25 protein-coding genes are annotated in these 23,309 nt (G+C 67.3%); 16 read left to right on the top strand and 9 right to left on the bottom strand.

Going from position 1 to position 23,309, the window contains the following annotated elements; genetic code table 11:
• Positions 1-186 precede the first annotated feature (186 nt).
• The 3 genes from NO360_RS02500 (at position 187) to msrB (ending at position 1,834) form a co-directional block, all read left to right on the top strand.
• Positions 187-891, top strand: a complete 705-nt coding sequence (locus NO360_RS02500; RefSeq protein WP_256305799.1) for an RAD55 family ATPase — start codon at positions 187-189, stop codon at positions 889-891.
• A gap of 1 nt (position 892) precedes the next feature.
• Positions 893-1,306 carry a DUF8057 family protein gene (locus tag NO360_RS02495; protein WP_256305798.1) on the top strand — a complete coding sequence of 138 codons (414 nt, stop codon included), beginning with the start codon at positions 893-895 and terminating at the stop codon, positions 1,304-1,306.
• 120 nt (positions 1,307-1,426) lie between these two features.
• Positions 1,427-1,834: a peptide-methionine (R)-S-oxide reductase MsrB gene (gene msrB / locus NO360_RS02490; protein WP_256305797.1), complete on the top strand. Its 408-nt coding sequence runs from the start codon at positions 1,427-1,429 to the stop codon at positions 1,832-1,834.
• A gap of 68 nt (positions 1,835-1,902) precedes the next feature.
• Here the strand turns inward: msrB and NO360_RS02485 are convergent, their stop codons facing one another.
• Both NO360_RS02485 and NO360_RS02480 read right to left on the bottom strand, forming a co-directional pair.
• Positions 1,903-2,337 carry a universal stress protein gene (locus NO360_RS02485; protein WP_256305796.1) on the bottom strand — a complete coding sequence of 145 codons (435 nt, stop codon included), beginning with the start codon at positions 2,335-2,337 and terminating at the stop codon, positions 1,903-1,905.
• Between the two features lie 183 nt (positions 2,338-2,520).
• Complete coding sequence (locus tag NO360_RS02480; RefSeq protein ID WP_256305794.1) at positions 2,521-2,682, bottom strand: hypothetical protein; 162 nt, start codon at positions 2,680-2,682, stop codon at positions 2,521-2,523.
• 101 nt (positions 2,683-2,783) lie between these two features.
• Between NO360_RS02480 and NO360_RS02475 the strand changes: the two genes are divergently transcribed.
• Positions 2,784-4,412 carry a spermidine synthase gene (locus tag NO360_RS02475; protein ID WP_256305793.1) on the top strand — a complete coding sequence of 543 codons (1,629 nt, stop codon included), beginning with the start codon at positions 2,784-2,786 and terminating at the stop codon, positions 4,410-4,412.
• 3 nt (positions 4,413-4,415) lie between these two features.
• Here the strand turns inward: NO360_RS02475 and NO360_RS02470 are convergent, their stop codons facing one another.
• The 5 genes from NO360_RS02470 to NO360_RS02450 form a co-directional block, all read right to left on the bottom strand.
• The gene (locus NO360_RS02470) at positions 4,416-5,171 is read right to left on the bottom strand and encodes a hypothetical protein (protein ID WP_256305791.1); all 756 of its coding nucleotides are present in this window, start codon (positions 5,169-5,171) and stop codon (positions 4,416-4,418) included.
• Positions 5,172-5,350: 179 nt separating this feature from the next.
• On the bottom strand, positions 5,351-5,545 hold the full coding sequence (locus tag NO360_RS02465; protein WP_049987241.1) for a cold-shock protein: 195 nt from the start codon (positions 5,543-5,545) through the stop codon (positions 5,351-5,353).
• A gap of 258 nt (positions 5,546-5,803) precedes the next feature.
• A complete protein-coding gene (locus NO360_RS02460; protein WP_256305790.1) occupies positions 5,804-7,144 on the bottom strand; it encodes an FAD-dependent oxidoreductase in 1,341 nt (446 codons plus the stop codon).
• A 133-nt stretch (positions 7,145-7,277) separates the two neighbouring features.
• The gene (locus tag NO360_RS02455) at positions 7,278-9,161 is read right to left on the bottom strand and encodes a PAS domain-containing sensor histidine kinase (protein WP_256305788.1); all 1,884 of its coding nucleotides are present in this window, start codon (positions 9,159-9,161) and stop codon (positions 7,278-7,280) included.
• Between the two features lie 61 nt (positions 9,162-9,222).
• Entirely contained in the window at positions 9,223-10,383 is a 1,161-nt protein-coding gene (locus NO360_RS02450; protein WP_256305787.1) for a PAS domain-containing response regulator, read from the bottom strand.
• Between the two features lie 245 nt (positions 10,384-10,628).
• Between NO360_RS02450 and NO360_RS02445 the strand changes: the two genes are divergently transcribed.
• Positions 10,629-10,802 (top strand): DUF5786 family protein, encoded by a 174-nt coding sequence (locus tag NO360_RS02445; protein ID WP_256305786.1) that lies wholly within the window; start codon positions 10,629-10,631, stop codon positions 10,800-10,802.
• A gap of 107 nt (positions 10,803-10,909) precedes the next feature.
• Here the strand turns inward: NO360_RS02445 and deoC are convergent, their stop codons facing one another.
• The gene (gene deoC, locus NO360_RS02440) at positions 10,910-11,554 is read right to left on the bottom strand and encodes a deoxyribose-phosphate aldolase (RefSeq protein ID WP_256305785.1); all 645 of its coding nucleotides are present in this window, start codon (positions 11,552-11,554) and stop codon (positions 10,910-10,912) included.
• 173 nt (positions 11,555-11,727) lie between these two features.
• Between deoC and NO360_RS02435 the strand changes: the two genes are divergently transcribed.
• The 11 genes from NO360_RS02435 to NO360_RS02385 all read left to right on the top strand — a co-directional run bounded on the left by NO360_RS02435 (position 11,728) and on the right by NO360_RS02385 (position 21,965).
• Complete coding sequence (locus NO360_RS02435) at positions 11,728-12,417, top strand: hypothetical protein (protein ID WP_256305784.1); 690 nt, start codon at positions 11,728-11,730, stop codon at positions 12,415-12,417.
• On the top strand, positions 12,399-13,655 hold the full coding sequence (locus NO360_RS02430; protein ID WP_256305783.1) for a hypothetical protein: 1,257 nt from the start codon (positions 12,399-12,401) through the stop codon (positions 13,653-13,655). The genes NO360_RS02435 and NO360_RS02430 overlap by 19 nt, the downstream gene beginning before the upstream one ends.
• 200 nt (positions 13,656-13,855) lie before the next feature.
• Positions 13,856-14,677 (top strand): DUF63 family protein, encoded by an 822-nt coding sequence (locus NO360_RS02425; RefSeq protein WP_256305782.1) that lies wholly within the window; start codon positions 13,856-13,858, stop codon positions 14,675-14,677.
• A 207-nt stretch (positions 14,678-14,884) separates the two neighbouring features.
• A complete protein-coding gene (locus NO360_RS02420) occupies positions 14,885-16,072 on the top strand; it encodes a LolA family protein (protein WP_256305781.1) in 1,188 nt (395 codons plus the stop codon).
• 457 nt (positions 16,073-16,529) lie between these two features.
• Positions 16,530-16,901 carry an ArsR/SmtB family transcription factor gene (locus NO360_RS02415; RefSeq protein WP_256305780.1) on the top strand — a complete coding sequence of 124 codons (372 nt, stop codon included), beginning with the start codon at positions 16,530-16,532 and terminating at the stop codon, positions 16,899-16,901.
• Position 16,902: 1 nt separating this feature from the next.
• Complete coding sequence (locus NO360_RS02410) at positions 16,903-17,214, top strand: DUF7521 family protein (protein ID WP_256305779.1); 312 nt, start codon at positions 16,903-16,905, stop codon at positions 17,212-17,214.
• Positions 17,215-17,607: 393 nt separating this feature from the next.
• Complete coding sequence (locus NO360_RS02405; protein WP_256305778.1) at positions 17,608-17,973, top strand: ArsR/SmtB family transcription factor; 366 nt, start codon at positions 17,608-17,610, stop codon at positions 17,971-17,973.
• Positions 17,974-18,030: 57 nt separating this feature from the next.
• Entirely contained in the window at positions 18,031-18,894 is an 864-nt protein-coding gene (locus NO360_RS02400) for an ATP-dependent ribose-1-phosphate kinase (RefSeq protein ID WP_256305777.1), read from the top strand.
• A gap of 101 nt (positions 18,895-18,995) precedes the next feature.
• The gene (locus NO360_RS02395) at positions 18,996-19,565 is read left to right on the top strand and encodes a hypothetical protein (protein WP_256305776.1); all 570 of its coding nucleotides are present in this window, start codon (positions 18,996-18,998) and stop codon (positions 19,563-19,565) included.
• A gap of 62 nt (positions 19,566-19,627) precedes the next feature.
• A complete protein-coding gene (locus tag NO360_RS02390; RefSeq protein WP_256305775.1) occupies positions 19,628-20,356 on the top strand; it encodes a guanosine phosphorylase in 729 nt (242 codons plus the stop codon).
• Position 20,357: 1 nt separating this feature from the next.
• Complete coding sequence (locus tag NO360_RS02385; RefSeq protein ID WP_256305774.1) at positions 20,358-21,965, top strand: HPP family protein; 1,608 nt, start codon at positions 20,358-20,360, stop codon at positions 21,963-21,965.
• 7 nt (positions 21,966-21,972) lie between these two features.
• Here NO360_RS02385 and NO360_RS02380 read toward each other — a convergent pair whose 3' ends face one another.
• The gene (locus NO360_RS02380) at positions 21,973-23,259 is read right to left on the bottom strand and encodes an NAD-binding protein (protein WP_256305773.1); all 1,287 of its coding nucleotides are present in this window, start codon (positions 23,257-23,259) and stop codon (positions 21,973-21,975) included.
• Positions 23,260-23,309: the final 50 nt, after the last annotated feature.

The raw sequence follows: 23,309 nt of genomic DNA, 5'->3' as shown, positions 1-23,309 counted from the left end.
CCCGAACGGGCTTTACAGTTCGGGCCGACTCCCTGCCGGACGCACGAAGGGCCCCGACAGGAGGTCGATTCGAGACGCTGACGGCCGATATCACGAAGTCTGAACGGTATTCGGCCCGAATCCGTCCGTTACGCTCGGTGAGAATCGGCCCGGAATCGTTTTAGGGGCGACCGTTGAGATCCGGGTATGCGGATACCGAGCGGCGTCAGCGGGTTCGATCACCTGATCCAGGGGGGGTTCCTTCCCGGTCGGCTGTACGTGCTCTCCGGCCCGCCGGGAAGCGGGAAGACGACGTTCACCGCCCAGTTCGTCGCCGAGGGGCTCAGAAACGGGGAGAACTGCCTGTACGTCACGATGCACGAGTCCCGCGCGGAACTCGTCGAAGATATGTCGGGCTACGGGTTCGGCTTCGAGACGCTCGCGGGCTCAGAGCAGTTCCGCTTCGTCAACCTCGCGAACAAGAAGGGCAAGCGCCTGCTGAGTCAGTCCTCGCCGAGCAGCAATCCCTCGAGCGTCCAGAGCTTGACGGACAAGATCGTCGCGTTCGTGAACTCCCGGGAGATCGATCGACTGGTGATCGACTCGACGATGCTCCTGGAACTGTTCTTCACCGACGGCGACGAGGAGATGGCGCGGTTCCTCACCGCGCTGAAGGGCTGTGACGCGACGACGCTCCTCATCTCGGAGATGACCGACCCGAGCGCGTACTCCGACGAGCACTTCCTCGCGCACGGCGTCGTCTTCTTCCACAACTACCTGGAGGCCACCGGGATGACCCGCGGGATACAGGTCGTAAAGATGCGCGGGACCGACATCGACTGCGACATCCGGTCGCTGCGGTTCACCGACGAAGGACTCGTCGTCGATCCGACGAACCGCGTGGACTTCTGAGATGTACGAACGCGTCTTCGAGACCGGCTGGGAGTCGCTGTCGGGCGAGGAGGCGATCCGCCGGATGTACGTCCTCGGCATCGCCACGGAACTCGGACACCGGCTCCCCGACGAGCGGTCGCGAATCCGGGCGCTCGCGTCGAACGCCTACGAGCGGAGCGTCCTCGATCTGGCGTTCGAGGAAGGAAAACGGGAGGTGCAGGACGTCCACCCCCACCACGAGAGCGAAGAAGAGACCTGGGCGACGCTCGTCGAGGAGTCGGAGTCGCCGGCGCCGTCGCGGGAGTCGCTACAGACCGACCGCCGCGCCAGCGACGTCCCCGACTCCGTCGGACAGCCGTCGTTGCTCGACGGCGTCGACATCGACGACCTCGAACGGCTTCGGTTGCCGTCGTTTCTCACGCGGGAGGAGTGAAACGACAGGCCCGCGAGCGGGCGACGTCCGGTGAAACGCCGCCGCGAGCTGTCGGGGCGGAACGCGCCCGACGACCGTCACCGGGGAGAGGTTCTTGACGCTGCGGACCCAATCGGAGGTATGGCGAACGACACGGCCGACGAGCTGCCGGCCTCAGACTCGGAGTGGCGCGAGCGACTCACCGACGAGGAGTACGAGATCCTGCGCGAGCGCGGCACCGAACCGAAGTTCAGCGGCGAGTACCTCGACGTTCACGAGGACGGGACGTTCAGGTGTGCCGGCTGTGGGGCCGCCCTCTTCGACAGCGAGACGAAGTTCGATTCCGGGTCGGGGTGGCCCTCCTTCTTCGACGCCAACGAGGATGCGATCGAGACGGAAACCGACACGCGACACGGGATGCGCCGGATCGAAGTGCTGTGTCGAAACTGCGGCGGCCACTTGGGGCACGTCTTCGACGACGGCCCTGAGCCGACCGGCAAACGCTACTGCATCAACTCGGCCGCGCTGGATTTCGACGCCGAGGAGTGACGAGGCGAGGGGCGGCCTGACGCCCTCCTCGGCAGACCGTCACCACTCCGCCGACCGCCGGCCCGCGCTCACTCCTCCGTGGTGAGGTTCGTCGTCAGCACCGGCGTCGTCGAGCGGGCGACGACCTTCTGGGAGACGCTCCCCATCAGATTGTTCGTGTAGTCGCCGCTGCGGGTGCCCATCGTGATGAGGTCCGCGTCGATGGTTTCGGCGTACGCGAGGATCTGGTCCGCGGGGTCGCCCTCGCGGATCGCCGTCGTGACCTCGATTCCGGCCTCGCGGAGTCGCGTCGCCGCCCGGTCGGTCGCCGCCTCGCCTTCGCCTTCGAGTTCCGCGAGCACGTCCGTCTTCATCTCGTCGTGCAGGGTGAGGAACGCTCTGTCGTCGATGACGTAGAGGACGTGGACGTCGGCACCGCGCAGATCGGCGATGTCGGCCGCGGTCTGGACGACCGCATCCATCGAGTCGGTCCCGTCCGTCGGCAGCAAGATTCTTCCGAACATATGGCTCTGTCGGACGTTTCACCTCCGGCACCCTATATCCTCCTTTCTCGATCCGCCGAACCAGCCGTCGGTTCCTCGGTCGGTAGCGGACGTCTCACCCGACGGTTCGCCCGCAGCCCGCGTACCGAACTGAATCGCCCGCACGTATTTCGATCGGCCGTGCGTATTTATACGAAGACGAGATCAGTGTCGCCGTGATCTGAAGCCTGCCCGCGTCGGGCCGCGGTTGCTCGGCACGTCGACGCGGGGAGCGACGGCGACGGCGGCGACGCGGTCGGCGGTGCGGAACCCGATCGCGTCGCCCGCGAGGGCGTCGCCGACGAGCGGGTGCCGACTGTCAGCCACTGTTCGACACCCGTGGGTCCGCCGGGACCGCCCCCGAGGGCTCGAATTCGAGGCCCGGAGGGCCGCGGCGTTGAAGTCGCTCCCGCTCCTCCGTTGAAGCGATGGATTCGCGGTTCTTTCCGGAGCGATGGCCGACGCGCCCCGAAACGGCCGTCTTCGTGTCGGGCGTCACGAGTATGGGGCTGGAGATCCTCGCCGGTCGGATTCTCGCCCCAGAGTTCGGCAACAGCATCTACACGTGGGGCGGCATCATCGGCGTCTTCCTCGCCGCCCTCAGCCTCGGCTATCACCGCGGCGGGAAGCGAGCGGCGACGAACGCCTCCCACGGCCGGCTCGTCGGGGTTTTTCTGGCGACGGCGCTGTACGTCGCCGGCGTCGTGTTGCTCGGCGACCTCGTGGTCCAGTCGACGGGCGTGCTCCCGCTCCCGAGCCAATTTGCGTCGCTACCGGCGATCACGCTGCTGTTCGGTCCGCCGACCTACCTGTTAGGCTACGTGAGCCCCTACGCCGCGGAACTTGCCGGCGGCGACGTCGGCGCGACCGCGGGCCACGTCTACGCCGTCGGGACCGTCGGGAGCATCGTCGGCGCGTTCGCGACGACCTACCTGCTCGTGCCGCTGCTCTCGGTGCCGCAGATCGGCCTCGTGCTCGGGCTTTCGGCCGTGCTCGCGGCCGCGACGGTCGCCGCACCCGACCTCGACGGCACCGCGGGCCTCCGCGTCGGCGTCGTCGCCCTCGCGCTCGTCGCCGCGACCGCAACGGGTGGCCTCGGCCCCGGGGTCGGCGGCGACGTCGTGCACGCGGAGCAGACCGCCTACCAGGAACTCCGCGTCGTCGACCGCGGCGACACCCGGACGCTGTACCTCGACGGGCAACCCCACAGCGCGATGGACCTCGACGACCCGACGAGTCACGTCTTCGAGTACACCCGCTACTTCCACGCCTCGATGCTCTTTACCGACGAGATGGACGACGTCGACCGGGTGCTCTTCGTCGGCGGCGGCGGCTTCACCGGCCCGCGGATCTTCCACGAGACGTATCCGAACGTCACGGTCGACGTCGTGGAACTCGATCCCGCGGTCGTCGACGCCGCCGACGAGTACTTCGGTATTCCCGACTCCGACCGGATGAACGTCCACGTCGGCGGCGGTCGGCAGTACCTCGCGGAGACGAATCACACCTACGACGTGGTCGTCCTCGACGCCTATCGCAAGGACAACGTGCCGTTCCAGCTCACCACGGTCGAGTTTATGCGACTCGCCGCCGAGCGCCTGGACGAGGACGGCGTCTTGGTCGCGAACGTCATCTCTGCGCCCAGCGGCCCCGCCTCGGAGTTCTACCGCGCGGAGTACAAGACGATGCGAGAGGTCTTCCCGCGCGTCTACAGCTTCCCGACCGCCGGCGGCCCGGTCGTCCAGAACATCGAAGTCGTCGCGACGAAGGACGACGCACTGCTCACCCGCGAGGAGTTGCAGGCGCGGAGCGAACGCCGCGACGTCGGGGTCGACCTCTCGTCGGATCTCGCCTCGTACCGGAGCGACGAACCGACCGACGACGTCCCCCTGCTCAGAGACGACCGCGCGCCCGTGGATAGCTTGCTCGACGGGACGGTCGGCCAGCGGTACGTGCGGGTTCGCGCGAACGAGACGAATGCGACAGTCGGTGCGAATGCGACAGTCGGTGTCGATCCCGCCGCGCTGCGAGCGCCAGGAGCGACCGCGACGGCGTAAGGGCTAGAACCCGAACCCGCCCCATCGGATGTACACCATCACCGCGACGATGCTGAGCTGCAGGACGCCCTGGAGGCCGCTCAGTTTCGCGTTCCGCATCCCGATCGCGCCGATGAGGTCGGCGTCGGGGTTCTCGGAGGTCATCTCCAGGTACATTCGCGCCTCGCCGGGCAGGAGCACGCCGAACCCGAGGATCGTGAGCACGGTGACGATGGCGAGCGCGAGGAGAATCGGCGCACCCGGCAGTGCGAACGTGCCGAGATTCGCGACAAGAGAGGCGGCCCCGCCGCCGACGATGACGACGAACAACGCCAGCCAGCGCCAGTCGGTGAAGGAGCCGAACTGGTAGCCGACTGCCAGCAGCGCCGTCCCCATCGCGACGACTGAGAACAGGCCGCCCCACGCGGCGAGGCCGGGGAGTAGCCCCATCTGCGCCGCCAGCACCATCCCACCGAAGATGGTGGTAAAGGCGAGCGTCGGCATCAGGAACGCCATCTTCGGCGTGAACCGCTGGAAGACCGCCGCTCGCTCCTCGACGTCGAGACCGCCGAGGACCGGACCGAGGACCGTCGCCATGAACAGGTCGATGCCCGTCCAGAGGACGCCGGCCATCACGTGGACGTACGTCAACTGCTCGACAGTGCCGAACAGAACGGCGGCGACGAACAGCCCCACCGGAACGAGGACCGCTCCCGCCCCGAAGACGGGATTCGCTCTGTGTGCCATCCCCCGAATCGTGCCTGCGAGAGAAACACTCATATCCTCCACCGCACGGCCGAGTGGTAAATAGATTATCGGTTGTCACGACGGCCGTCCGACCCGTCGCTGTCGGTGCCGATTATCGTCTCACGCAGCCGCGACGTTGCCGTCGCTCTCGAACGTAACTGTCGGAAAATCGCGGGTCGTGCGTCGCCGAGACGGCGACGGTCAGAACCGGATTAGACGCGGACGACGTTCGTCGCGCGGGGGCCCTTGGGGGCCTGTTCGATCTCGAATTCGATCTCCGTTCCCTCGGTGAGGTCCTCGCCGCCGACGTCTTCCATGTGGAAGAACACGTCCTCGTCTGCGTCCTCTGTCTCGATGAAACCGTAGCCGCCTGTGTCGTTGAAGAAATCAACCGTACCGTTTGCCATTGCAACTATCCGGACGCCTGAGACACGGATAAGACTTCGGTATTCGTTTTTCTCTCCCCGAAGTTGGGAGACGACCGTCCCGCTATCGGAGAATCAAGTGATCATCCCTGTGTACAGTCAGTTCCCCTCCGTCGAAGTGACCGGGCTCGATGGAAGGCGGGCGGAATTCGACCGAACCCCCAGTTCAGCGGGACCGCTCCCGCGTGGGACGACTCGACCGCCGGGGTCGACTGCTGCGTTCCGAGCGGTGCGCTGGCGTCACGCCCCGCGCGGGAAGTTCTCGATCGTGTCCGCGCGGAAGGCGTCCTCGTCGAACTCGTACTCCTCGTCGAAGAACTCCAGGATCGTCTCCGTGTCGCGCATCGCGTTCTTCAGACTGGTCGACGCCCCCGGCGAGGGCGTGATGTTGAAGACGATGTCGTCGCCGACGATCTTCGCCTCGCCCATATCGAGGGACTTCTCGCTCGTGTCGACGATCTGCGGGCGGACGCCGCCGTAGCCCTTCGCGCGTTCGATGTCGTCGAGATCGACATTCGGGACGACCTTCTGGACCTCCGGGAGGAACGCCCGCGTGCCGAGTTCGGGGACGTCGTAGAGGAGGTTGGTGAGCACGTACGGGAGGAGAATCCGGTCGGCGAGGATGTTGGCGTAACTGAGGAACGACGCGGCGTTCAGGCCGAACACGTCGAGGAAGTCGCCGACCGTCGAGACGCGGCCGCGCTCCAGCGCCGGGACGAGTTTCGCGGTCGGCCCGAAGCGAGTGATGCTCCCGTCGTGGACGTCGGCGTCGCCGTGGACTGCCGCGAAGGGGAGTTTCTTCATCTGCAGCGTGTAGACCTTGCCGTTCAGGAGGTCGTCGGCGAGGAAGAAACTCCCAGCCACGGGCAGCAGCACCATATCCTCGCCGTAGCCGAGTTCCTTCGCGATCTGGAGGCTGTGAGATCCGGCGGCGACGACGGCGACGTCGCAGTCGAAAGGCCCCCGCCCCGTCGTGAGCGTGTACCCCTCGGTGTTCTTCGTGACGTCTTCGACCTCCGTGCCGGTGAACACGTCGACGTTCGACTCCTCGCGCGCGTTCTCGACGAACGACTTCGCCGTCTCGCCGTAGTCGACGACGTACCCGTCGGGGGTCTGTAGCGCGAGCATCTCGACATCGGGGTCGCGACCCTCGACGACGTTCGGTTCGATCTCGCCGATCTCCTCGCGGCCGATGGGTTCGAGTTTCGGATACAGGTCGCCGAAGCCCTCCTCGTGGTATCGGCGTTCGAGTTTCTCGACCTCCTCGTCGCCGACGCCGAGCACCATCTTGCTGCGCTTGGCGTGCATCTCGCGGTCGGGGTCGTGGTTCTCCAGATAGCCCGCGAGCAGTTCGGCGCCGGTCTTGACGCCCTCGGCCTTCTCCAAGGTGTAGTTGGTCTCGATGTCCCCGAAGTGGAGCGTCTGGGAGTTGTTCGTGTGGTGTGAGTTGATCGCCGCGATCTCTGACTCCTTCTCGATCAGCGCGATCGAGTCGATGTCCGTGAACTTCGCAGTGGTATACAGAAGCGATGCCCCGCTGATGCCGCCGCCGACGATAACGAGATCGTACTTTCCAGACATAATCGATTCCCGTGAGGGGGTGTACCTCGTCGAGTGCACTCCACAGGGATAACTCCATATTTTTCGATCGGCGTTTAGACGATCGACGAAGTCGATTTCGACGGAATTGGCCCGGAGAGCGCACGCGATCCGCTCACGTTTCGGTCTCGAAGACGAACTTCGCGCCGCCGGATCGACCCGACTCGATCGCCATCCGCCACCCGTGTCCGCCGGCGATCTCGTTGGCGATCGCGAGACCGAAGCCGGTCCCGTCCGACTCGGTGGTGTAGCCGTGCGCGAGGACGTCTTCCCGCTCCTCCTCGGGGATTCCGGGGCCGTCGTCTTCGACGGCGAACCCGTACTCGGTCGACCGCACGCGAACGGTGACGTCGCTGCCCACGTGCTCGACCGCGTTCGTAAAGAGGTTCTCGAACAGTTGCTGCAGCCTGTCCGAATCGGCCTCGATCTCGCCGCCGGCGTCGATCCGGAGCGTGGCGTCGGCCGTCGCCGTATTCGACCACGCGCTGCGCGCGACCGACGCCAGATCGACGGGGCGGACCTCGTCGACCGACTCGCCCTCGCGAGCGAGTTCCAGGAGGCTCCCGATCAACTCGTCCATCCTGTCGAGCGCCTCCTCGACCCGGTCGAGTGCCTCGTCGTCGCCCTCGCGGGCGAGTTCGAGGTAGCCGTTCGCGACGCTCAGCGGGTTCCGGAGGTCGTGGGAGACGATGCTCGTGAACGTCTCGAGCCGCTCGTTTTGCCGCTGGAGTCGTTCCTCGCGTTCGGCGCGCTCCATCGCGGCTTCGACGTTGGCGGCCAGGATCTTCGCGAGCGAGAAGTCGGACTCGTCGAACGCGTAGGGAGTCCGCGCCCCGACCAGCAGCACGCCGAACCCGTTCAGCGGGACGAGCAACTCGCTCGCGAGCGGCGAGTCCTCGTTGTACGCCGCCGCTTCGGCGTTCAGATCGCCGACGTAGCGGGGCGTCCCGCTCTCGAAGACCTCCCACGCGATGGCTTCGCCCGGCCGAAGCGTCGGCGGTTCGCCGATGAGGTCGTCGATCTGTTCGGTGTGAGCGGCCGGATACAGCGCCTCCTCGTCCGCGTCGTAGAGGTGGATGCCGGTGAAGTCGAGACTGAGAATCTCCTCGGCCGCTTCGACGGTCGCCGTCGCGATGCCTTCGGTCGAACCGATCGTCATCAGTTCCCGCGTCGCCTCGTGGAGCGCGGTCATCCGCTCCTCGTAGCGGTGCTCGGCGGTGATATCAGTGTAGACGGCGTACCCGTCGGCGTTCCAGGACGCGGCGTCGAGCGGTATCGTCTGCAACCGGAACACGCGGGCGTCACCGTCGGCCGTCAGGCGGGTCACGCCTTCGACCTCGAACTGCTCGCCCCGGTGCGCGCGGTCGCTGATCGCGCCCGCCATCTCCTCGTCGCCGCCGGGGACGATGACCTCGTCGATGCACGCACCCCGGATGGCCTCGGCGTCGTATCCGAACACCTCACAGAAGGCGGGGTTGACGTCGCGGATGAGCGGACGGTCGCCGACGAACTCGATCTCGGCGATACAGTCTGAACTGTTCTCGAACAGGGCCAGGATCTTGTCCCGCTCGGTCGCCAGTTGCTCCTCGCGCTCGCGACGCTGCCCGTCGTAGAGGCCGATCGCCAGCCCCGCAACGGCGCCCATCGAGACGACGTGGCTGAACATAATGTGCGGTTTGATCCGACCCTGCGCGACCTGGAAGTAGTACACCCAGCCGGTGATCCCGAAAATCGAAACCGCCCCGAGCACGCTCCACTTCGTCGAGCGCGTGACGAACTCCGTCCGCAGGTCGTCGTTGCGGACGAGAATCAGGCCCGCGGCGACGAGTCCGAGGTTGAGAAGCAGCGGCAGCGAGTTTTCCGCGACGGTGAGAAACAGCGGGTCGCCCTGCACCGCGACGTCCTCGTAGATATCAAATAACGTGACGGTGGTGAGCAACGTGCCGAGCGTCGAGAGCGCACCGCCGCCGAGGATCCGCTTCTTCGATTCGACACTCATTCACTCGTCCGGAGGTCCAACAGCGACAAAACGTTTCGGTCCCGCGCTCCCCGCGGGGCAATCAGGACTCCTCGGTCGCCGCGCTCCGCCCGACTCCACAGACGCCGAGCAGTTCACCGCCGTCTTCGACCGGCGCGCCGGTGAACTCGTACTCGACGGAATCGCCGTTTTCCCGGCTGAGTTCGGCCTCGACACTCACGCGACGGCGCTCGGAGACGGCGGTGTCGATGGCCGACGCCACGCGCGCCGCGTCGTCGCCGAACACCTCTCGCGGCGAGCGGCCGTCGAGTTCGGCGGCGGAGTAGCCGGTCACCGCCTCGATGCGGTCGTTCCAGCGCAGCAAGTTCAGCTCCTCGTCGAAGGCGTAGAACAGGTCGCCGAGCGCCTCCAGGGTCGTGTACAGGAACTGCTGTTCGCGGCGGAGTTCGCGCTCGCGGGCCTTCCGCTCGGAGATGTCGCGGACGACGCAGACGTGACCGCCGTCGTCCATCTGCGTGAGCGCGAGCGACTCCGGGACCCGTTCGCCGCCCTTCGTGACGCCGACCGACTCGCCGACCCAGGTCCCGCGGCGTTCCAGCGTCGGCAGAATCTTGTCGTGGAACCGTTCGGCCTCCGCGTCGGGGTAGAGCGTCTCCCAGTGCTCGCCGACGAGCTCTGTCACGTCCCTGTCGTAGATATCCGCGTAGGACCGATTCACGTACCGGTAGGTGCCGTCCGCGCCGATGATTCCGATTCCCTCCTGTGCGGATTCCATCGCCTGAAAGCCCCGGTAGACCTCTTCCTCTGCCCGCCGGCGCTTGACCGCCTGCTCGATTCGGTTCGCGAGCACGGTGTACTGATCCGTCCCGCTCTCCTTCTGGAGGTACTCGGTGACGCCTGCCGAGATCGCCTCGCTCGCGATCTCCTCGGACCCCTTCCCGGTGAAGAGGACGAACGGCAGTTTCGGGCGCGCCTGCCGGACAGTTTCGAGGAACTCCAGTCCGTTCTCGCCGGGCATATCGTAGTCGCTGACGATGCAGTCGATCTCGTGGTCGCGCAGGGTCGCCCGCCCGTCTTCGACGCTCGTCTCGGTCAGCACGCGAATCGAGTCCGACTCGCGTTCTAAGAACGTCGCGGCCAGGTCGACGAGGGCCGCGTCGTCGTCGACGTGCAGGACCGTGATCGTCGCCCCCCGGTCGACGATGTCGAACCGATCCAGTGAGGTCCCCTCTCTCACGCTCATTTGTGTCCCGGGCTATTCGGGATCCTCTCAAAAGGCTACTGAAATATCACTCAGCAGTCCAGTCGTTCGAAATACAGATTCGCCGTGGAGATGGGCACCGATACGGACTCTTGGGCGTTCTGCGGCACTAAACTACCTTGTTAACACGTTCGGTTTATCGGAGCTGTCGGGGCGGCACCGTGTCACCAACACGCGCTCGCCGACCACTTCGTGCGTTTCTTCTATGCCGGCCTGAATCGGGAGGTATGGGCTTCGGAAGCTACGACGAATCCGAGCAGCAAGAGCAGACCGCCGACGAGGACGACGACACCGAAGCGGTCAACGTCCACGAACACGACCACGACGGCGACGTCAACGTCGAGTCCGACGTCGACACCGACGCCCTCGTCGACCGACTCGGCGAGATGCGAGAGGAGTAAGCGGGTCCGACCCGCGGGTTCCGCCGTGCCGTCTCCGACGGACCCCGATTTCCCCGTTCGAGCGCGTCCCGGTGATCAGTCGCTCTCGTCCGGGTGCCTCTAGATAGTCAGTCGCTCTCGTCCGGGTGTCCTTCGACGATCTCCACCCCGGATGACGCCCCGATCCGTTCTGCGCCCGCGTCGAGCATCGCCGTCGCCTCCTCGTAGGAGCCGATACCGCCGCTGGCCTTGACCGGCAGGTACTCCGCCATCAGTTCGACGTCGGCGACAGTCGCGCCGCCGTCGGCGAACCCCGTCGACGTCTTCACGAAGTCGGCCCCGGCTTCGGCGGCCGCCTCACAGGCGCGGTGCTTCTCGGCGTCGCTCAGCAGCGCCGTCTCGATGATGACCTTCACCGGGATCGGGACCGCGGCGACCACTTCGGCGATATCGGCGGCGACCGCGTCGTCGTCGCCGGCCTGCAGGCGCCCGACGTTGAGGACCATATCCACCTCGTCAGCGCCGGACTGCCAGGCGTCGACGGCCTCGCCGTGTTTCGCCGCCGTCGAGTGCTGGCCGTGCGGGAATCCGACGACCGTCGCCAGGGTGACGTCGGGGGCGTACGCGACTGCTTCGGCCACGTAACACGGCGGGATACAGGCGTTCATCCCGTAGGTCTCCGCCTCGTCGAGGACCGTCTCGACGGCGTCGATCGTCGTCGTCGGCCCCAGGACCGTGTGGTCGATGCGCGCGGCGAACTCTGTCCTGTTCATACGGCCCCGTCGGCTCCGAGCGAAAAAAAGCGACGGGATCGGGGGGTCGGCGGCGCCGTCGCGAAATCTCCGCCGGGGAAATCCGGCCCGCTGCTGCCTCCGCAACCTGCGGTCGTGGCGTCGCAATAGTGAAGTACGGCAGTCGACAACACGCTATCGACGACCACTCATAAATGACACCGATATTCGGGTACGGTAGTCTGATTCTCCCGACGAGTCTGATCTCCCGGTTCGAGAACGTCGACCCGGAACTCGACGACGTCTACGAGGGGAACACGAGTCGGACCGTCAGACCGAACGCGCTGGAGAAGTGGGAGGAACGCCGCGAACGGATCGTCTACGCCCCCGCGAAGATCTGGGGGTTCCGCCGGTACTACTCGCTGGAATCCGATCGGGGAGGAACGATGTTAGAAGCCGTTCGCACGGACGATCCGAACGACTGGATCAACGGCGTGGTGGTGTTCGGGCTGACCGCCGAAGAGGAAGCACAGATCAAGGCGACGGAGACGCCGTACGATTACACCGGCGTCCGGGACCCGACACTCGAGTACTACGTCGATCCGGACCGCATCGACGAGTACGACGTCACCGACCTGTCGGAAGTCCGGTTGTTCGCCAACAGCGCGGAGCACACGGATCTCACCGCCGAGAAACCGCGCAACCGGACGTACCACAACCGGATCGTCAACGGCATTATGATGATCGGGGAGATGTACGGCTCGGAGTTGGCCACGGAGTTCTACCGGGACTTCTGTGCGACCACGTACGAGACCGCGTACGACTCGACCGACGCGAGCGACTTCAACACCGTCGCGGAGAACGACGAGATCTCGGGTGATTCCAGTTGGGCAGCGCGACGGTAGTCTCGAAGACGATTTCGGACTTCAGAAACCACTGCTTCGAGGACGGCGACAAGTTCCGGTATGCGGTCATCGTTCCGCAGTCGACCCTCTCGGGACTCGACGACACGGCGGAGTACGAGTACGTCGAGCTGTCGGCCCCGGGAGCGGAGACCGACGGGACGCTGGCGCAGATCATCGCGTTCAGCGACGACCACGACGTCGCGGAGTTCTCCACCGACGAGGGTCGGCCGTGGGCCTGCATCCGGACCAGACTCCAGCGGGAGATCGGCCTCGACCCGGAGGGCGGCGACGACGACGAGAATATGTCGGTCGTGGTCCGCGAGTGCGACACGGAGACGCTGGACGCCCTGAACGTCCACCGCGTTTCGGCGTGGGAGCAGGAGGACCGCGACATCACGACCGAGGGGCTCGCCGGGTACATCTCCGCGAGGGATATGGACGGTGCGGACGCGCTGGAACGGGGCGACGTCTGTGAACTGATCAACCCGAAGACGGGTTCCCGAATCCAGTTGCCGATCGAAACGTACGATCACAAGAACCGGACGGACAACACGATCAGGATCAACGGCATCACCCGGAAGCTCCTCCGCGTCGACTCGAAGGACGAGGGCGAGGACAACGAGGTCAGGCTCCGGATACTCACCGACGTCGAGGAGGCGGAGACGACGCTAGAGCGGGCCTCGAAGTGGCTCGGACGGCGGTTCGTCGATTACAGTTACTCGAACTTCCGCGTCCTCCCGGGCTACGACCGCGACGAGGGCCGCAACGTCGTCCGGATGAACGAGGACGCGATGAAGGGACTCGGCATCGAGGAGAACGACCGGGTGCTACTCAGTTGGATGCGGGGAACGAAGAAACGGCGCAACGTCCGCTGTCAGTCCGGGTGGGAGGAGGACACGGCTCTCGAACCCGAGACCGCGCCGGAGAGTTCCTACGGCGAGGAGGAGTCGCTGTCCGTCCGGATTCCGAGCACCGAACGCGACAACCTGAACATCAGCGTCGGCGACAGTATCCAGATCCGACGCGATATGCGGTACCAGGCCGGCAAACAGGTGTCGCTGTCCGCGTTCGGTATCCTGGGCGTGATCGTCGGGACCGGTCAGCTGATCAATATGATCTTCCAGCGGATCACGCTCGGCTACGTCGTCTCCGCGGTCACCATCGTCCTCGTGCTGTCGGTGCTCACCGTCTGGCTCGTGATGAATCCCATCCGACAGCAGTGTCGGACGCCCGAATAGCCGACCCGATCCGAATAGCCGCCCCGACCCGGACAGCCGACCCGACTCGAACAGCCGCCCCAACCCGAACAGCCGACCCGATCCGAACAGCCGTCCCGGGCTCGGAGGCCCGCGGGGCCGCCGGCCGCTATCGACGGGGTGACGAAGCGCGTCGAGATCGGTCCGGTACCGTTTTGCCTGCGGGTCGGGATGCCGCCAGTATGGCGATACTCCCGGAGGGGTTCGCGCTGCCGCCGCCGCCGTACCTCGTGACGCTTCTGGTCGCGGCCGCAGTCGTCGCGCGGGCCGCGCTCCGACGTCGACCGGCGGTCACGACCGAACGGGTCCTCGCGCTCGCGCCGTGGATGGCCCTGGGGTCCGCACTGCACGTCCTCTACGTCGTCGGTGCGCTGCCGACGCTGGCCCGTCCGCTCGCGGGGACCCCCGCCGTCTACGTCACCGTCGCGATCGCCGCCGTGGGCGCTTGGACCGCCGCGGACGCCGTTCTCGATCCGGCGCGCGTCGCCCGCGTCCTCGCGCTCGGCGGCGGCGGCCTCGCCGCCGTCGCCGTCGCGGGCGTCCTCGCCGTCGGTGCGGCCGCGGGCACGCTCTCCCCGGTCGTCCCCGCGGCCAGCCTCGCCGTCGCCGCCGTCGTCGCCGCCGCGGTCTGGGCCGGACTCACCCGCGTGGTTCCCGAGGTGCGGGCCACCGGGGCGCTCGGCGTCTTCGCCGTCTTCGCACACGTCTTCGACGGCGTGTCGACGGCGGCCGGCATCGACATTCTCGGCTTCGGCGAACGGACGCCGCTGTCGCGGCTCATCGTCGACTTCGCGGCGGGCCTGCCGACCGCACCGGTGCTCGGTTCGGGATGGCTGTTCGTCGTCGTCAAGATCGCGATCGCGTCGCTCGTCGTGTGGCTGTTCGCGGATCTCGTCGAGACGGACCCGACGGAGGCGCGCCTGCTGCTCGGCTTCGTCGCGGCCGTCGGGTTCGGGCCGGCGACCCACAACGTCCTCCTGTTCACGATCAGCGCGCCCGCGTGAGCGGCCGTCCGATCGGCGATGTCGCCGTCGTTCCGACGTTATCGTCGGCACGCCAGCTCCCTCGTCCGCGCGGTTCGGTCGGGCGGGCGTCCGGCGGTCCTCGCGTCCCGCGGTTTCCGGGCGGAAGCCGTGAATCCCGTTCGCGGAACCAGAGGGATTTACTTGGTAGCAACCGCAGCGAGTAGTTGTACCCTGCCCTCCACTCGCATGATCGACGACGCCCTTCCACTGCGCAAGCGCACACTCGTCGTGTCGCTGTTGCTCGTCGCCGGCCTCTCAGCGTTCGTCTGGGTTTCGGGCGCGGCCGTGACCGACAGCGACCCGCAGGTCAGCGCCAACGTGAGCGAGCGGTATCGGTCGATCGACACGGTCACCGCGACTCGGTCTGTCGAGATTCAGCACGACGGAACGACGACCGCGCGAACCGTCGCCGACGTGACGCTCGTCCCCGGGAGCGACCGCGAGCGGGTCGAATACCGGCAAGACGGTTCGCACCGCTACGAGCGGCGCGTCTCCAACGGCTCGACCCTGTGGCTCTACGACCGCGACCGGGCGGCCGTCACGGTCATCGACCTCACCGGCCCGCCGACGAGGTCGGTGCTCCCGGGCCGCCTCCAGAGCCTCGTCGCGGCAGCCGGACTGACTGATTCGAGCGGGCGACCGCAGCGACCGGCGGTCGCGCCGTTACCGGTCGTCTCCCGTCGCGACGGGACGCAGCTCAGCCCCGCCACTGCCGGGGAGTACACCGTCGAATACGTCGAGACGGCCTCGGTCGGCAACCGGGAGGCGTACGTCCTCAGCGTCACCCCGACGGGGAATCACACGGACGTCGGGTATCGACAGCGGCTCTGGCTCGACGCGGAACGCTTCTATCCGCTGCGCAAACAGACCGCCTGGACCGTCGACGGGACCCGCCGCTCGATCACGACTACCTACACGAACGTGACGTTCGACGCGTCGGTTCCCCCGGAGACGTTCCGCCCGGAGGTCGGCCCCGAGACGACGATCACTCGACTCGACTCCCCCGAAACCGAGTGGTACCGCAGCGTGGACCAACTCTCCGGGCGGAGTTCGATCGCGGTCCCGAGGCCCGCGATTCCGTCCGAGTTCACCCTGACGTACGCGACTCGCACGACCGGCCGCGTGAACGGCGTCGGGCTTCGGTACGCGACCGACGGAAGCCGACTCACGGTCGCCAAGTACAATTTCACCTACGCGCCCGACGAGGGCGAGCGCGACCTCACCATCGACGGCCGGCCGGCCACGCTCGACAGCGGGCCGACGACCTCGCTGTCGTGGGCGTGTGACCGGTACCGATACACGGTCCGCGGAACGGGCGTCGAGACGGACCAACTGATCGCGGTCGGTCGGTCGATCGGGTGTCCGGCCGCGTGACGCCGTCGCCTTCGGAGGCCGCAGCATCGAATCCCCGCCGCCGGCAGTCGCGTCCCGATGGGGAATTTCTGACTCGGAAACTGCGCCCGCCGTTATATACTCCGCTGTCCCCTCTCACCGACTGCGATGGACACAGTCGCCGGCTCCCAGGTGTTGCGCCTGCTTGAATCAGCGTTTCGTCCGTCGTCGACGCCACGGTCGCCGCCGTGGCCCCGCTGACGTGTTCTCCCCCTCCTCCCTGGGGGTTCCCTCCCTCCCGGTACCAGGTCCCGATTCGCGCCCCCCGCTCGGTCCCGATCCGCAGCGGCGCGTCAGTCCCGAGTCTCGCATTCGCACCCATTCGGTTCGGCCCCTCCGGCAGTTCCGAGCGCCCGCGCTGCCGACCGAGGGACCGTGTGACTTCTGGGGGAGAAATCTGTGGGGCTTTTTATTCCGCCGGCCGTCGTCCGGTCCACACGTGAGCGAGGACCCGGCGCTCGGTGACGTTCTCGACGTCCTCAGCGACGAGTACGCCCGGTCGATCCTCGCGGCAACGAGTGTCAAACCAATGTCTGCACAGCAACTCGCCGACGAATGCGATATGTCCAAACCGACCGTGTACCGGCGGGTCGAACGGCTTCGGGAGCACGACCTCCTCGAGGAACGCACGGAGATTCAGGAAGACGGGAACCACTACAGCGTCTACGCGGCCACGCTCTCGGAGTTCTCCGTCGAATTGGAGGATGGGTCCTTCGAGGCGGACGTGGATCGACGCGAACCCGAGGCGTTCCCGGGCCAAGGGGAGGCCGACACCGCCGACCGCTTCGCAAAGATGTGGGAGAACCTCTGAGATGTTCCCGCTATCCGTCGTCATCGATTGGTTGATCGAAGCGCTTGCCCTCGGTTCGACCCTCGTCGGCGGTTACGTCGGGTACCAGGCCTACCGGGGGTACCGCCGGCACGACAGCCGGACGATGCGGGCGCTTTCGCTGGGTCTGCTTTTACTCACCACTGTCGCGTTCGGTATCGCGTTCGGCGGCTCACTGCTCCTCCGGGAGGGGTATCTCGGCCTGCAGTACCAGCGTCCACTGACACTCGTGACGCGGGCCCTGCAGTTCCTCGGCGTCGTGCTGATCGCGTATTCGCTCCACTCCCGAGAGTGACACTGCCAGACGTGACTGTCCGGCCCGGGCGGGAGCACGCTCGCTCGACTGCCCGGGAGCTGCGGCGTCTCGTCCGGCTCATACGGAGCGGTTGGGACATCGGATCCACTCGGGGCGTCGGTGACATCGGACCCATCCGAGGCGTCCGGCACGGAGGAGAACACACCCCGGTCGTGACGAACCCTCATAAGTCGCCGGTCGAATTTCAGGCCGAGAAACTACGCGTGTCGTCTCTTGTCGATGCGCTCCACATAGCAGTACGTGATGGACGTTACACCGAGTTCAGTCGCGGTCTCGTTCGGTTCCCCGGGCGCGCGGATCTCCCTCCCTGCCGTGGCAGCCGCTGAAACGGCTTTCGATCGCCGCAACGCGGACACGATGTGCACGTGAGCGATGGCGAGTCTGTTGCCTACCCACCGATCGGTCGAGCGATCCTCGCCGGATCGCGCCGAGGTCGTGGTCGACGGAAGCGGCTCCGGATCGGTGCTTTCGGTCCTCGCCTCGGAGACGGCCCACACGATTCTGACCGTGCTTCGAGACGAGCCACAGCCGATCTCTGCGATTGCCGAGGCGGCCGAGACGTCCCTCCAGAACGCGCGATATCACGTCGAACGTCTCTGCGAAGCGGGGTTCGTCGAACCGGTCGATACGTGGTACTCCGCGAAAGGCAGGGAGATGACCGTGTACGGACTGGCGGTCGATCACCTCGTCGTCCGGTTCGAGGCCCGTCGCCAATCGGGAGAGCAGGACTCGGAGTGAACGCTGGGGCTCGCTCCGTCCGAGCGTTTTTGTGACCCGACCGCGTTCACCCGAGAGATGTCCCGCGTTATCTGTGCCGGCCACGTGAACTGGGACGTGACCCTGCGCGTGGCGTCGCTCCCGGATCCGGACGGCGAGGTGACTGTCGACTCGCGGCGGTCCGGCGGCGGCGGCAGCGCCGCGAACGTGGCCACCGGACTCGCAGATCTCGACGTCGATTCGGCGCTGCTCGGCAGCGTCGGGGACGACGAACACGGACGGACGGCGCGCGCGGAACTCGCCGACGCCGGCGTCGACGTGGACCACGTGATCTCGGACCCCGAGACCGAGACCACCACGAAGTACATCATCGTCGAACCGACGGGCGAGGTGATGGTCCTCGGGTGCTCGGGAGCCAACGAGTCCTTCGCGGCCGACGACCTCCCCGAATCGGCACTGGCCGCCGCCGATCACCTCCATATGACGAGTCAGGGGCCCGAGACGGCGGCCCGCCTCGCCGAGCGCGCCCGCGAACGCGACGTTCCGGTGAGTTTCGATCCCGGGCGGCGGATCGACCAGCGGGGGTACGGGCCGGCGATCACGTCCGTCGACTACCTCTTTTTGAACGACCGGGAGGCCGCGCTGGCGCTCGACGCGTTCGATCTCGACGCGCAGACGCTCGTCCTCAAACACGGCCCCGACGGGGCGGAGATCCGACGGGGCGACGGTCGGACCGCCCATCCGGGCTACCCGATCGAGGTGGTCGACACGACGGGCGCGGGCGACGCCTTCGCCGCGGGGTTCATCGCCGCCAGCGTCGGCGGAGCTGACGACCGGCGCGCGCTGGCGGTCGCGAACGCCTGCGGCGCGCTGGCCTCGAAAGCGCCCGGGGCGCGGACGTCACTCACCTGGGAGGACGTCCGCAGATTCCTGGGTGAGTGAGCGCCTGCAGCGGGCGACGCTGGCGGCACCGCGTTCGCCCGGCGGCTGCATTCCCCGAATCAGGAGCGTTTTTGACCCCCGCCGGTGACGTGTGCGTACTCGTGCTCTCTGCGTCCGCCGCCGGAGGCGTCCTCACCGGGACGCTGGTATCTACGCTTTCGCCCGCGGCTTCGACTGCGGTCGGTCTCGGTGGCTTTTCCGACGGAGTGGCACGGTTTTTGATCGTCTGCGTCGGCTGTGGCCTCGTCGGCGCGGCGGTGATGGACCTCCCGATGTCGAAGCAGGAGGACGGATTCGCGCCGGCGTACGTCGCCGCCGCACTCCTCCGACGCTCGGTCCCGGGCGAGACCCCGTTCCGCGAGGCCCTCGTCGTCCACCACGCCACGGGCGCCATCGCGGGTGGACTCTACGCGCTCGCGTTTCTGCTGTTGGCTGCGTTCCTCCCGAGAGGCCCGCTCGTCGGCGGCGTGGGCGCGGTTCCACACGTCCTCGCGACCGCCGCGATCACGGCGTTCGTCTACGGGTTCTTCTCCCACGTCGTGCTTCCCCGTGCCGGCCGGGGCATCTACGAGGAGCGCGCGACGGCGGTCCGCGGCCAGTGGCTCCGATCCGCGGTCGTCTTCGGCGTCGTCCTTGGCGTGACCGTCCCCGTGTTCACGAGCGTCCTTTAGGGAGCGGCGTCCGCCGGCGGTCCGACCGCGTCGTTTTTCACCGCCTCGCGCAAGGCATTGATATGGCGAAACAGCCGCATCTACTCGTCGAACCGGGCGACGTCCACGACATCGCGCTCATCCCGGGCGATCCGGGTCGCGTCGACCGCATCGCCGGGCAGTGCGAGGACGCCGAGACCGTCGCGGAGAACCGCGAGTACAAGGTCGTGAACGCGACCTACGAGGGCGTTCCGCTGACGATCTGCTCGACCGGCATCGGCTGTCCCTCCGCCGCCATCGCCGTCGAGGAACTCTCCCGCGTCGGCGTCGAGACCGTGATCCGCGTCGGGACGACGGGCGCGCTCCAGCGCGGCATCGAGATCGGCGATATGGTCGTCGCGACCGGCGCGGCGAAAGAGGAGGGGACCTCCAAGCGCTACGAGGACGCTGTGATCCCGGCCGTCCCCGACTACGACGTGCTCTCGGCGCTCATCGACTCCGCGGAGGAGAACGGCGAAGACGTCCACGTCGGGGCGATCGTCTCCGACGACGCGTTCTACAACGAGAGCGACGCCTACGTCGAGGAGTGGGAGGCGGCGAACCTGCTGGCGATCGAGATGGAGGCCGCGGCGGTGTTCTCGCTGGCTCGGCGCAAGGGCCTCGCAGCGGGGGCGATCTGCACCGTCGACGGCAACCTCGTCGAGGGAACCCAGAAGGGCGCGGACTCCGACTCGGAACTCCCCGAGAAGGCCAAGGACAACGTCGAGCGCGCCATCGCGCTGACGCTCGACGCCGTCGTCGACCTGGCGTAGGATGCGCGGACGGCGACTTCTCGACGCGGCGCTGGATCGCCTCGTCGCGGCGCGGAGTCGCATCCGACGGATCGAGCGGCGGGAACTGGGGGAGTTCCGCCGCTGGATCCAGGACACCAGCAACCTGCTACACCTCTCGATCGTCCTGTTCGTTCCGGTCGTCATCGGCTTCGTCACGTACGTCTCGAACCAGGTCCAGACCCTGTCGTTCCTGCTCTTCCCCCCGCTGGCCTCCGGAACCTTCACGCTCTTTCGGGACCCGGAGGGCGAGTACGCGAACCCCGTCCGGTTCGTCGCGAGCCTCAGCGTCGGCGCGCTGTGCGGCCTCGTCGCCTACACCGCGACCGTCAGGGCGTACGGGAACGTCGCGCCCGGCGTCGTCCACCCCGAGAGCGCCGCGCTCGCCATCTTCCTCACCGGATTGGTAACGTGGGCGGCCGACGTCGAAGCGCCCTCGGCCTTCGCGACGGCGCTTCTGGCGCTCGTGACGGGCGACGTCGACCCGGCGACCTACCTCGTCAGCATCGTGCTGGCGTCCTCGCTCGTCGCGGGCGCGTTCGTCGTCTGGCGCGAGCAGTTCTACGAGCAGCGCGCGAAGTACCTCTACGAGACGGTCCGCGGCGACGACCACGTCCTCGTGCCGATGCGCGGGACCACAGGCGAACGGACCGCCTTCTTCGGGGCGCGGCTCGCGGCCGCCCACGAGGCCGGGAAGGTCGTGCTCTGCGACGTGGTCTCCGAGACGGCGGCCGAACCCGGTTCGCCCGACGGCGCGACCGACGGCGAAGCCGCCGAAACAGTCGTCGAGAGCACGTCGACGGCTTCCGATGACGGAACGCTCTCGCCGAATTCCGGCGACGGAACGCTCTCACCGAATTCCGGCGACGGAACGCGCTCGGCGGACTCCGACGACGGAACGCGCTCGGCGGACTCCGACGACGGAACGGCCCCGACGAGTTCCGATGCAGCGACGCTCTCGACGGCGACGGCGGAGCGGGTCGAGCGACTGGAACGGATCGCCGGCACCGTCCGGACGCGGGTCGGCGTCCCTTGCGAGGTCGTCGTCGTCGCCGGCGACCCCCTCCCCGCGACGCTGCAGGCGGCGCGGAACGCCAACTGCGACCTGGTCGTGACACCCTACGAGGCCCACCACGGCGCGCTCTCGACGTTCGTCCGCGGCATCTTCGGCAGCGAGTTCGATGCGGTCGCCTTCCGGTCCTCGACGGACCGTCGCCGCTGGTCTCGCGTGTTGGTTCTCGTGGCGCGCCCCGGCGACACGGCCCACGCGATGATCGACTTCGCGACCCGCCTCACCCACGGCCGCGGGATGGTGAGCGTGACGACCTGCGTCGGCAGCGACGTCGAGCGCCGACGGGCCGAGAACCGGCTGGACCACCTCGTCGAGACGGTCGAGGGCAACGTCGAGACGCGGGTCGCGCGCTCGTCGGTCGACGACTTCATCGCCGCGAACGCCGGCCACTACGACCTCCTCGTGCTGGGGTCCTCCGGCGAACGCTCGCCCGCCTCCCGATTCGTCTCGCCGCCGATGTTCCAGCGGTTGGAGGGCCTCGACTGCGACGTCGCCGTGTTCGACCGCGGGACGCCGTGACCGGCGGCTACGCCGTCGAGTCGTCGTCCCGACTGGTATCGCCGCTTGATTGCTCGGCAGCGTCGTCGCTGGACTGCTCGGCAGCGTCGTCGCTGTCGACCTCTTCGACGGCCGCGGCGGCGGATTCGATGTCGCCGCCGTCGTCGCCGCCGAGCAACCGCTCTTCGAGGGTCTCTGCGCCCTCCTTACCGAGCGCTGACTCGGCGAGGAAGTGCGCCCCGAGCGTCGCGGGGCTGATGACCGTGTCCGCCCCCGCTCGTTTCAGTTTGTTGATGTTCTCTCGCTGCGTCGCGGCGGCGACGATGGTGACCTCCGGGTTGAGTTGCCGGGCGGTCAGGATCGTCAGCGCGTCTTCGGCGTCGTTGTTGGTCGCGGCGACGACCGCCTGTGCCACGTCGACTTTGCCGCGGCGCTGTGCCTCCTCGTCGCTCGGGTCGTCGGTGAGCACGGTGTACCCGCGCTCGGAGAGCCGTCGGGCGCGCTCCTCGTCGTCGACGACCACCAGGACGTCCGCCTGCGTCGAGAGTTCTTCGAGAATCGGTTCCGTCAGGTCCCCGAATCCGAGCACGAGGACGTGGTTGTCGAGTACGTCGAGTTGTTCTTCTGTCATACGTCCGAGTGCCTTCGAAAACCGCGCTTCGATGAGCGGCGTGAACACGACTCCGAGCACGACGGCGAACGAGGAGACGGTCACGAGAAGCACCGAGAGCGCGAACAGTTTGCCGACCGCGGAGCTCGGCGTGATGTCGCCGTAGCCGACGGTACTGCCGGTCACGAGCGAGAAGTAAAACGCGTCCAGGAGGGTGTTGACGTCTTTAAATTCATCGCGCAGCGCGAACGCCCCGGCGGTCCCGTAAGCCTGCGCCCCGCCCAGCGCCGCCAGCGAGGCGATCTGACTCGTCGACAGCGACAGTTCCCGGTCGAACGCGCGGACGTTCAAGCCGACGATGGCCAGCGCTAACACCGAGAGCGCGATGAGCGGGAGCGACAGCTGCGAGGACTGGAGGACGCCCTGGACTGCGGTTATCGGAAACAGAACGATGGTCAAGTACCACGCCGCGCGCAGGCGGCGCTGGAGGCCGAACGCGCTCACGAGCAGGACGAACCCGGTGAGCGTGCCGGTGAACGCCGTCACCTGCTGGACGACGCCGGGGACGACGACGCCGAACAGTTGGAAGTCCGCGCCGGCGCCGACGCCGATGTTGGCGATCCCGGTGACGACCGACAGCACGCCGACGGCGAGCGTCAGGACCACGGACGCGCGTGCGCCGACCCAGTCCCGCGAGAGCGCCATACCTCTTCCTCCCGCGTCATCGACTTAAGAACCTCGCACTCGGGGGAGCG

The organism is Halobellus litoreus (assembly GCF_024464595.1).
Classification (GTDB): Archaea; Halobacteriota; Halobacteria; order Halobacteriales; family Haloferacaceae; genus Haloquadratum; species Haloquadratum litoreum.
The sequence above is the reverse complement of the archived record's forward strand: the minus strand, read 5'-3'. Positions and strand labels throughout refer to the sequence as shown.

Bases quoted from the DNA above. Each gene is read 5' to 3' on its own strand.
- NO360_RS02500 (WP_256305799.1), top strand. From the start codon at position 187: ATGCGGATACCGAGCGGCGTCAGCGGGTTCGATCACCTGATCCAGGGG.
- NO360_RS02495 (WP_256305798.1), top strand. From the start codon at position 893: ATGTACGAACGCGTCTTCGAGACCGGCTGGGAGTCGCTGTCGGGCGAG.
- msrB (WP_256305797.1), top strand. From the start codon at position 1,427: ATGGCGAACGACACGGCCGACGAGCTGCCGGCCTCAGACTCGGAGTGG.
- NO360_RS02485 (WP_256305796.1), bottom strand. From the start codon at position 2,337: ATGTTCGGAAGAATCTTGCTGCCGACGGACGGGACCGACTCGATGGAT.
- NO360_RS02475 (WP_256305793.1), top strand. From the start codon at position 2,784: ATGGATTCGCGGTTCTTTCCGGAGCGATGGCCGACGCGCCCCGAAACG.
- NO360_RS02470 (WP_256305791.1), bottom strand. From the start codon at position 5,171: ATGAGTGTTTCTCTCGCAGGCACGATTCGGGGGATGGCACACAGAGCG.
- NO360_RS02465 (WP_049987241.1), bottom strand. From the start codon at position 5,545: ATGGCAAACGGTACGGTTGATTTCTTCAACGACACAGGCGGCTACGGT.
- NO360_RS02460 (WP_256305790.1), bottom strand. From the start codon at position 7,144: ATGTCTGGAAAGTACGATCTCGTTATCGTCGGCGGCGGCATCAGCGGG.
- NO360_RS02455 (WP_256305788.1), bottom strand. From the start codon at position 9,161: ATGAGTGTCGAATCGAAGAAGCGGATCCTCGGCGGCGGTGCGCTCTCG.
- NO360_RS02450 (WP_256305787.1), bottom strand. From the start codon at position 10,383: ATGAGCGTGAGAGAGGGGACCTCACTGGATCGGTTCGACATCGTCGAC.
- NO360_RS02445 (WP_256305786.1), top strand. From the start codon at position 10,629: ATGGGCTTCGGAAGCTACGACGAATCCGAGCAGCAAGAGCAGACCGCC.
- deoC (WP_256305785.1), bottom strand. From the start codon at position 11,554: ATGAACAGGACAGAGTTCGCCGCGCGCATCGACCACACGGTCCTGGGG.
- NO360_RS02435 (WP_256305784.1), top strand. From the start codon at position 11,728: ATGACACCGATATTCGGGTACGGTAGTCTGATTCTCCCGACGAGTCTG.
- NO360_RS02425 (WP_256305782.1), top strand. From the start codon at position 13,856: ATGGCGATACTCCCGGAGGGGTTCGCGCTGCCGCCGCCGCCGTACCTC.
- NO360_RS02420 (WP_256305781.1), top strand. From the start codon at position 14,885: ATGATCGACGACGCCCTTCCACTGCGCAAGCGCACACTCGTCGTGTCG.
- NO360_RS02410 (WP_256305779.1), top strand. From the start codon at position 16,903: ATGTTCCCGCTATCCGTCGTCATCGATTGGTTGATCGAAGCGCTTGCC.
- NO360_RS02405 (WP_256305778.1), top strand. From the start codon at position 17,608: ATGGCGAGTCTGTTGCCTACCCACCGATCGGTCGAGCGATCCTCGCCG.
- NO360_RS02400 (WP_256305777.1), top strand. From the start codon at position 18,031: ATGTCCCGCGTTATCTGTGCCGGCCACGTGAACTGGGACGTGACCCTG.
- NO360_RS02390 (WP_256305775.1), top strand. From the start codon at position 19,628: ATGGCGAAACAGCCGCATCTACTCGTCGAACCGGGCGACGTCCACGAC.
- NO360_RS02385 (WP_256305774.1), top strand. From the start codon at position 20,358: ATGCGCGGACGGCGACTTCTCGACGCGGCGCTGGATCGCCTCGTCGCG.
- NO360_RS02380 (WP_256305773.1), bottom strand. From the start codon at position 23,259: ATGGCGCTCTCGCGGGACTGGGTCGGCGCACGCGCGTCCGTGGTCCTG.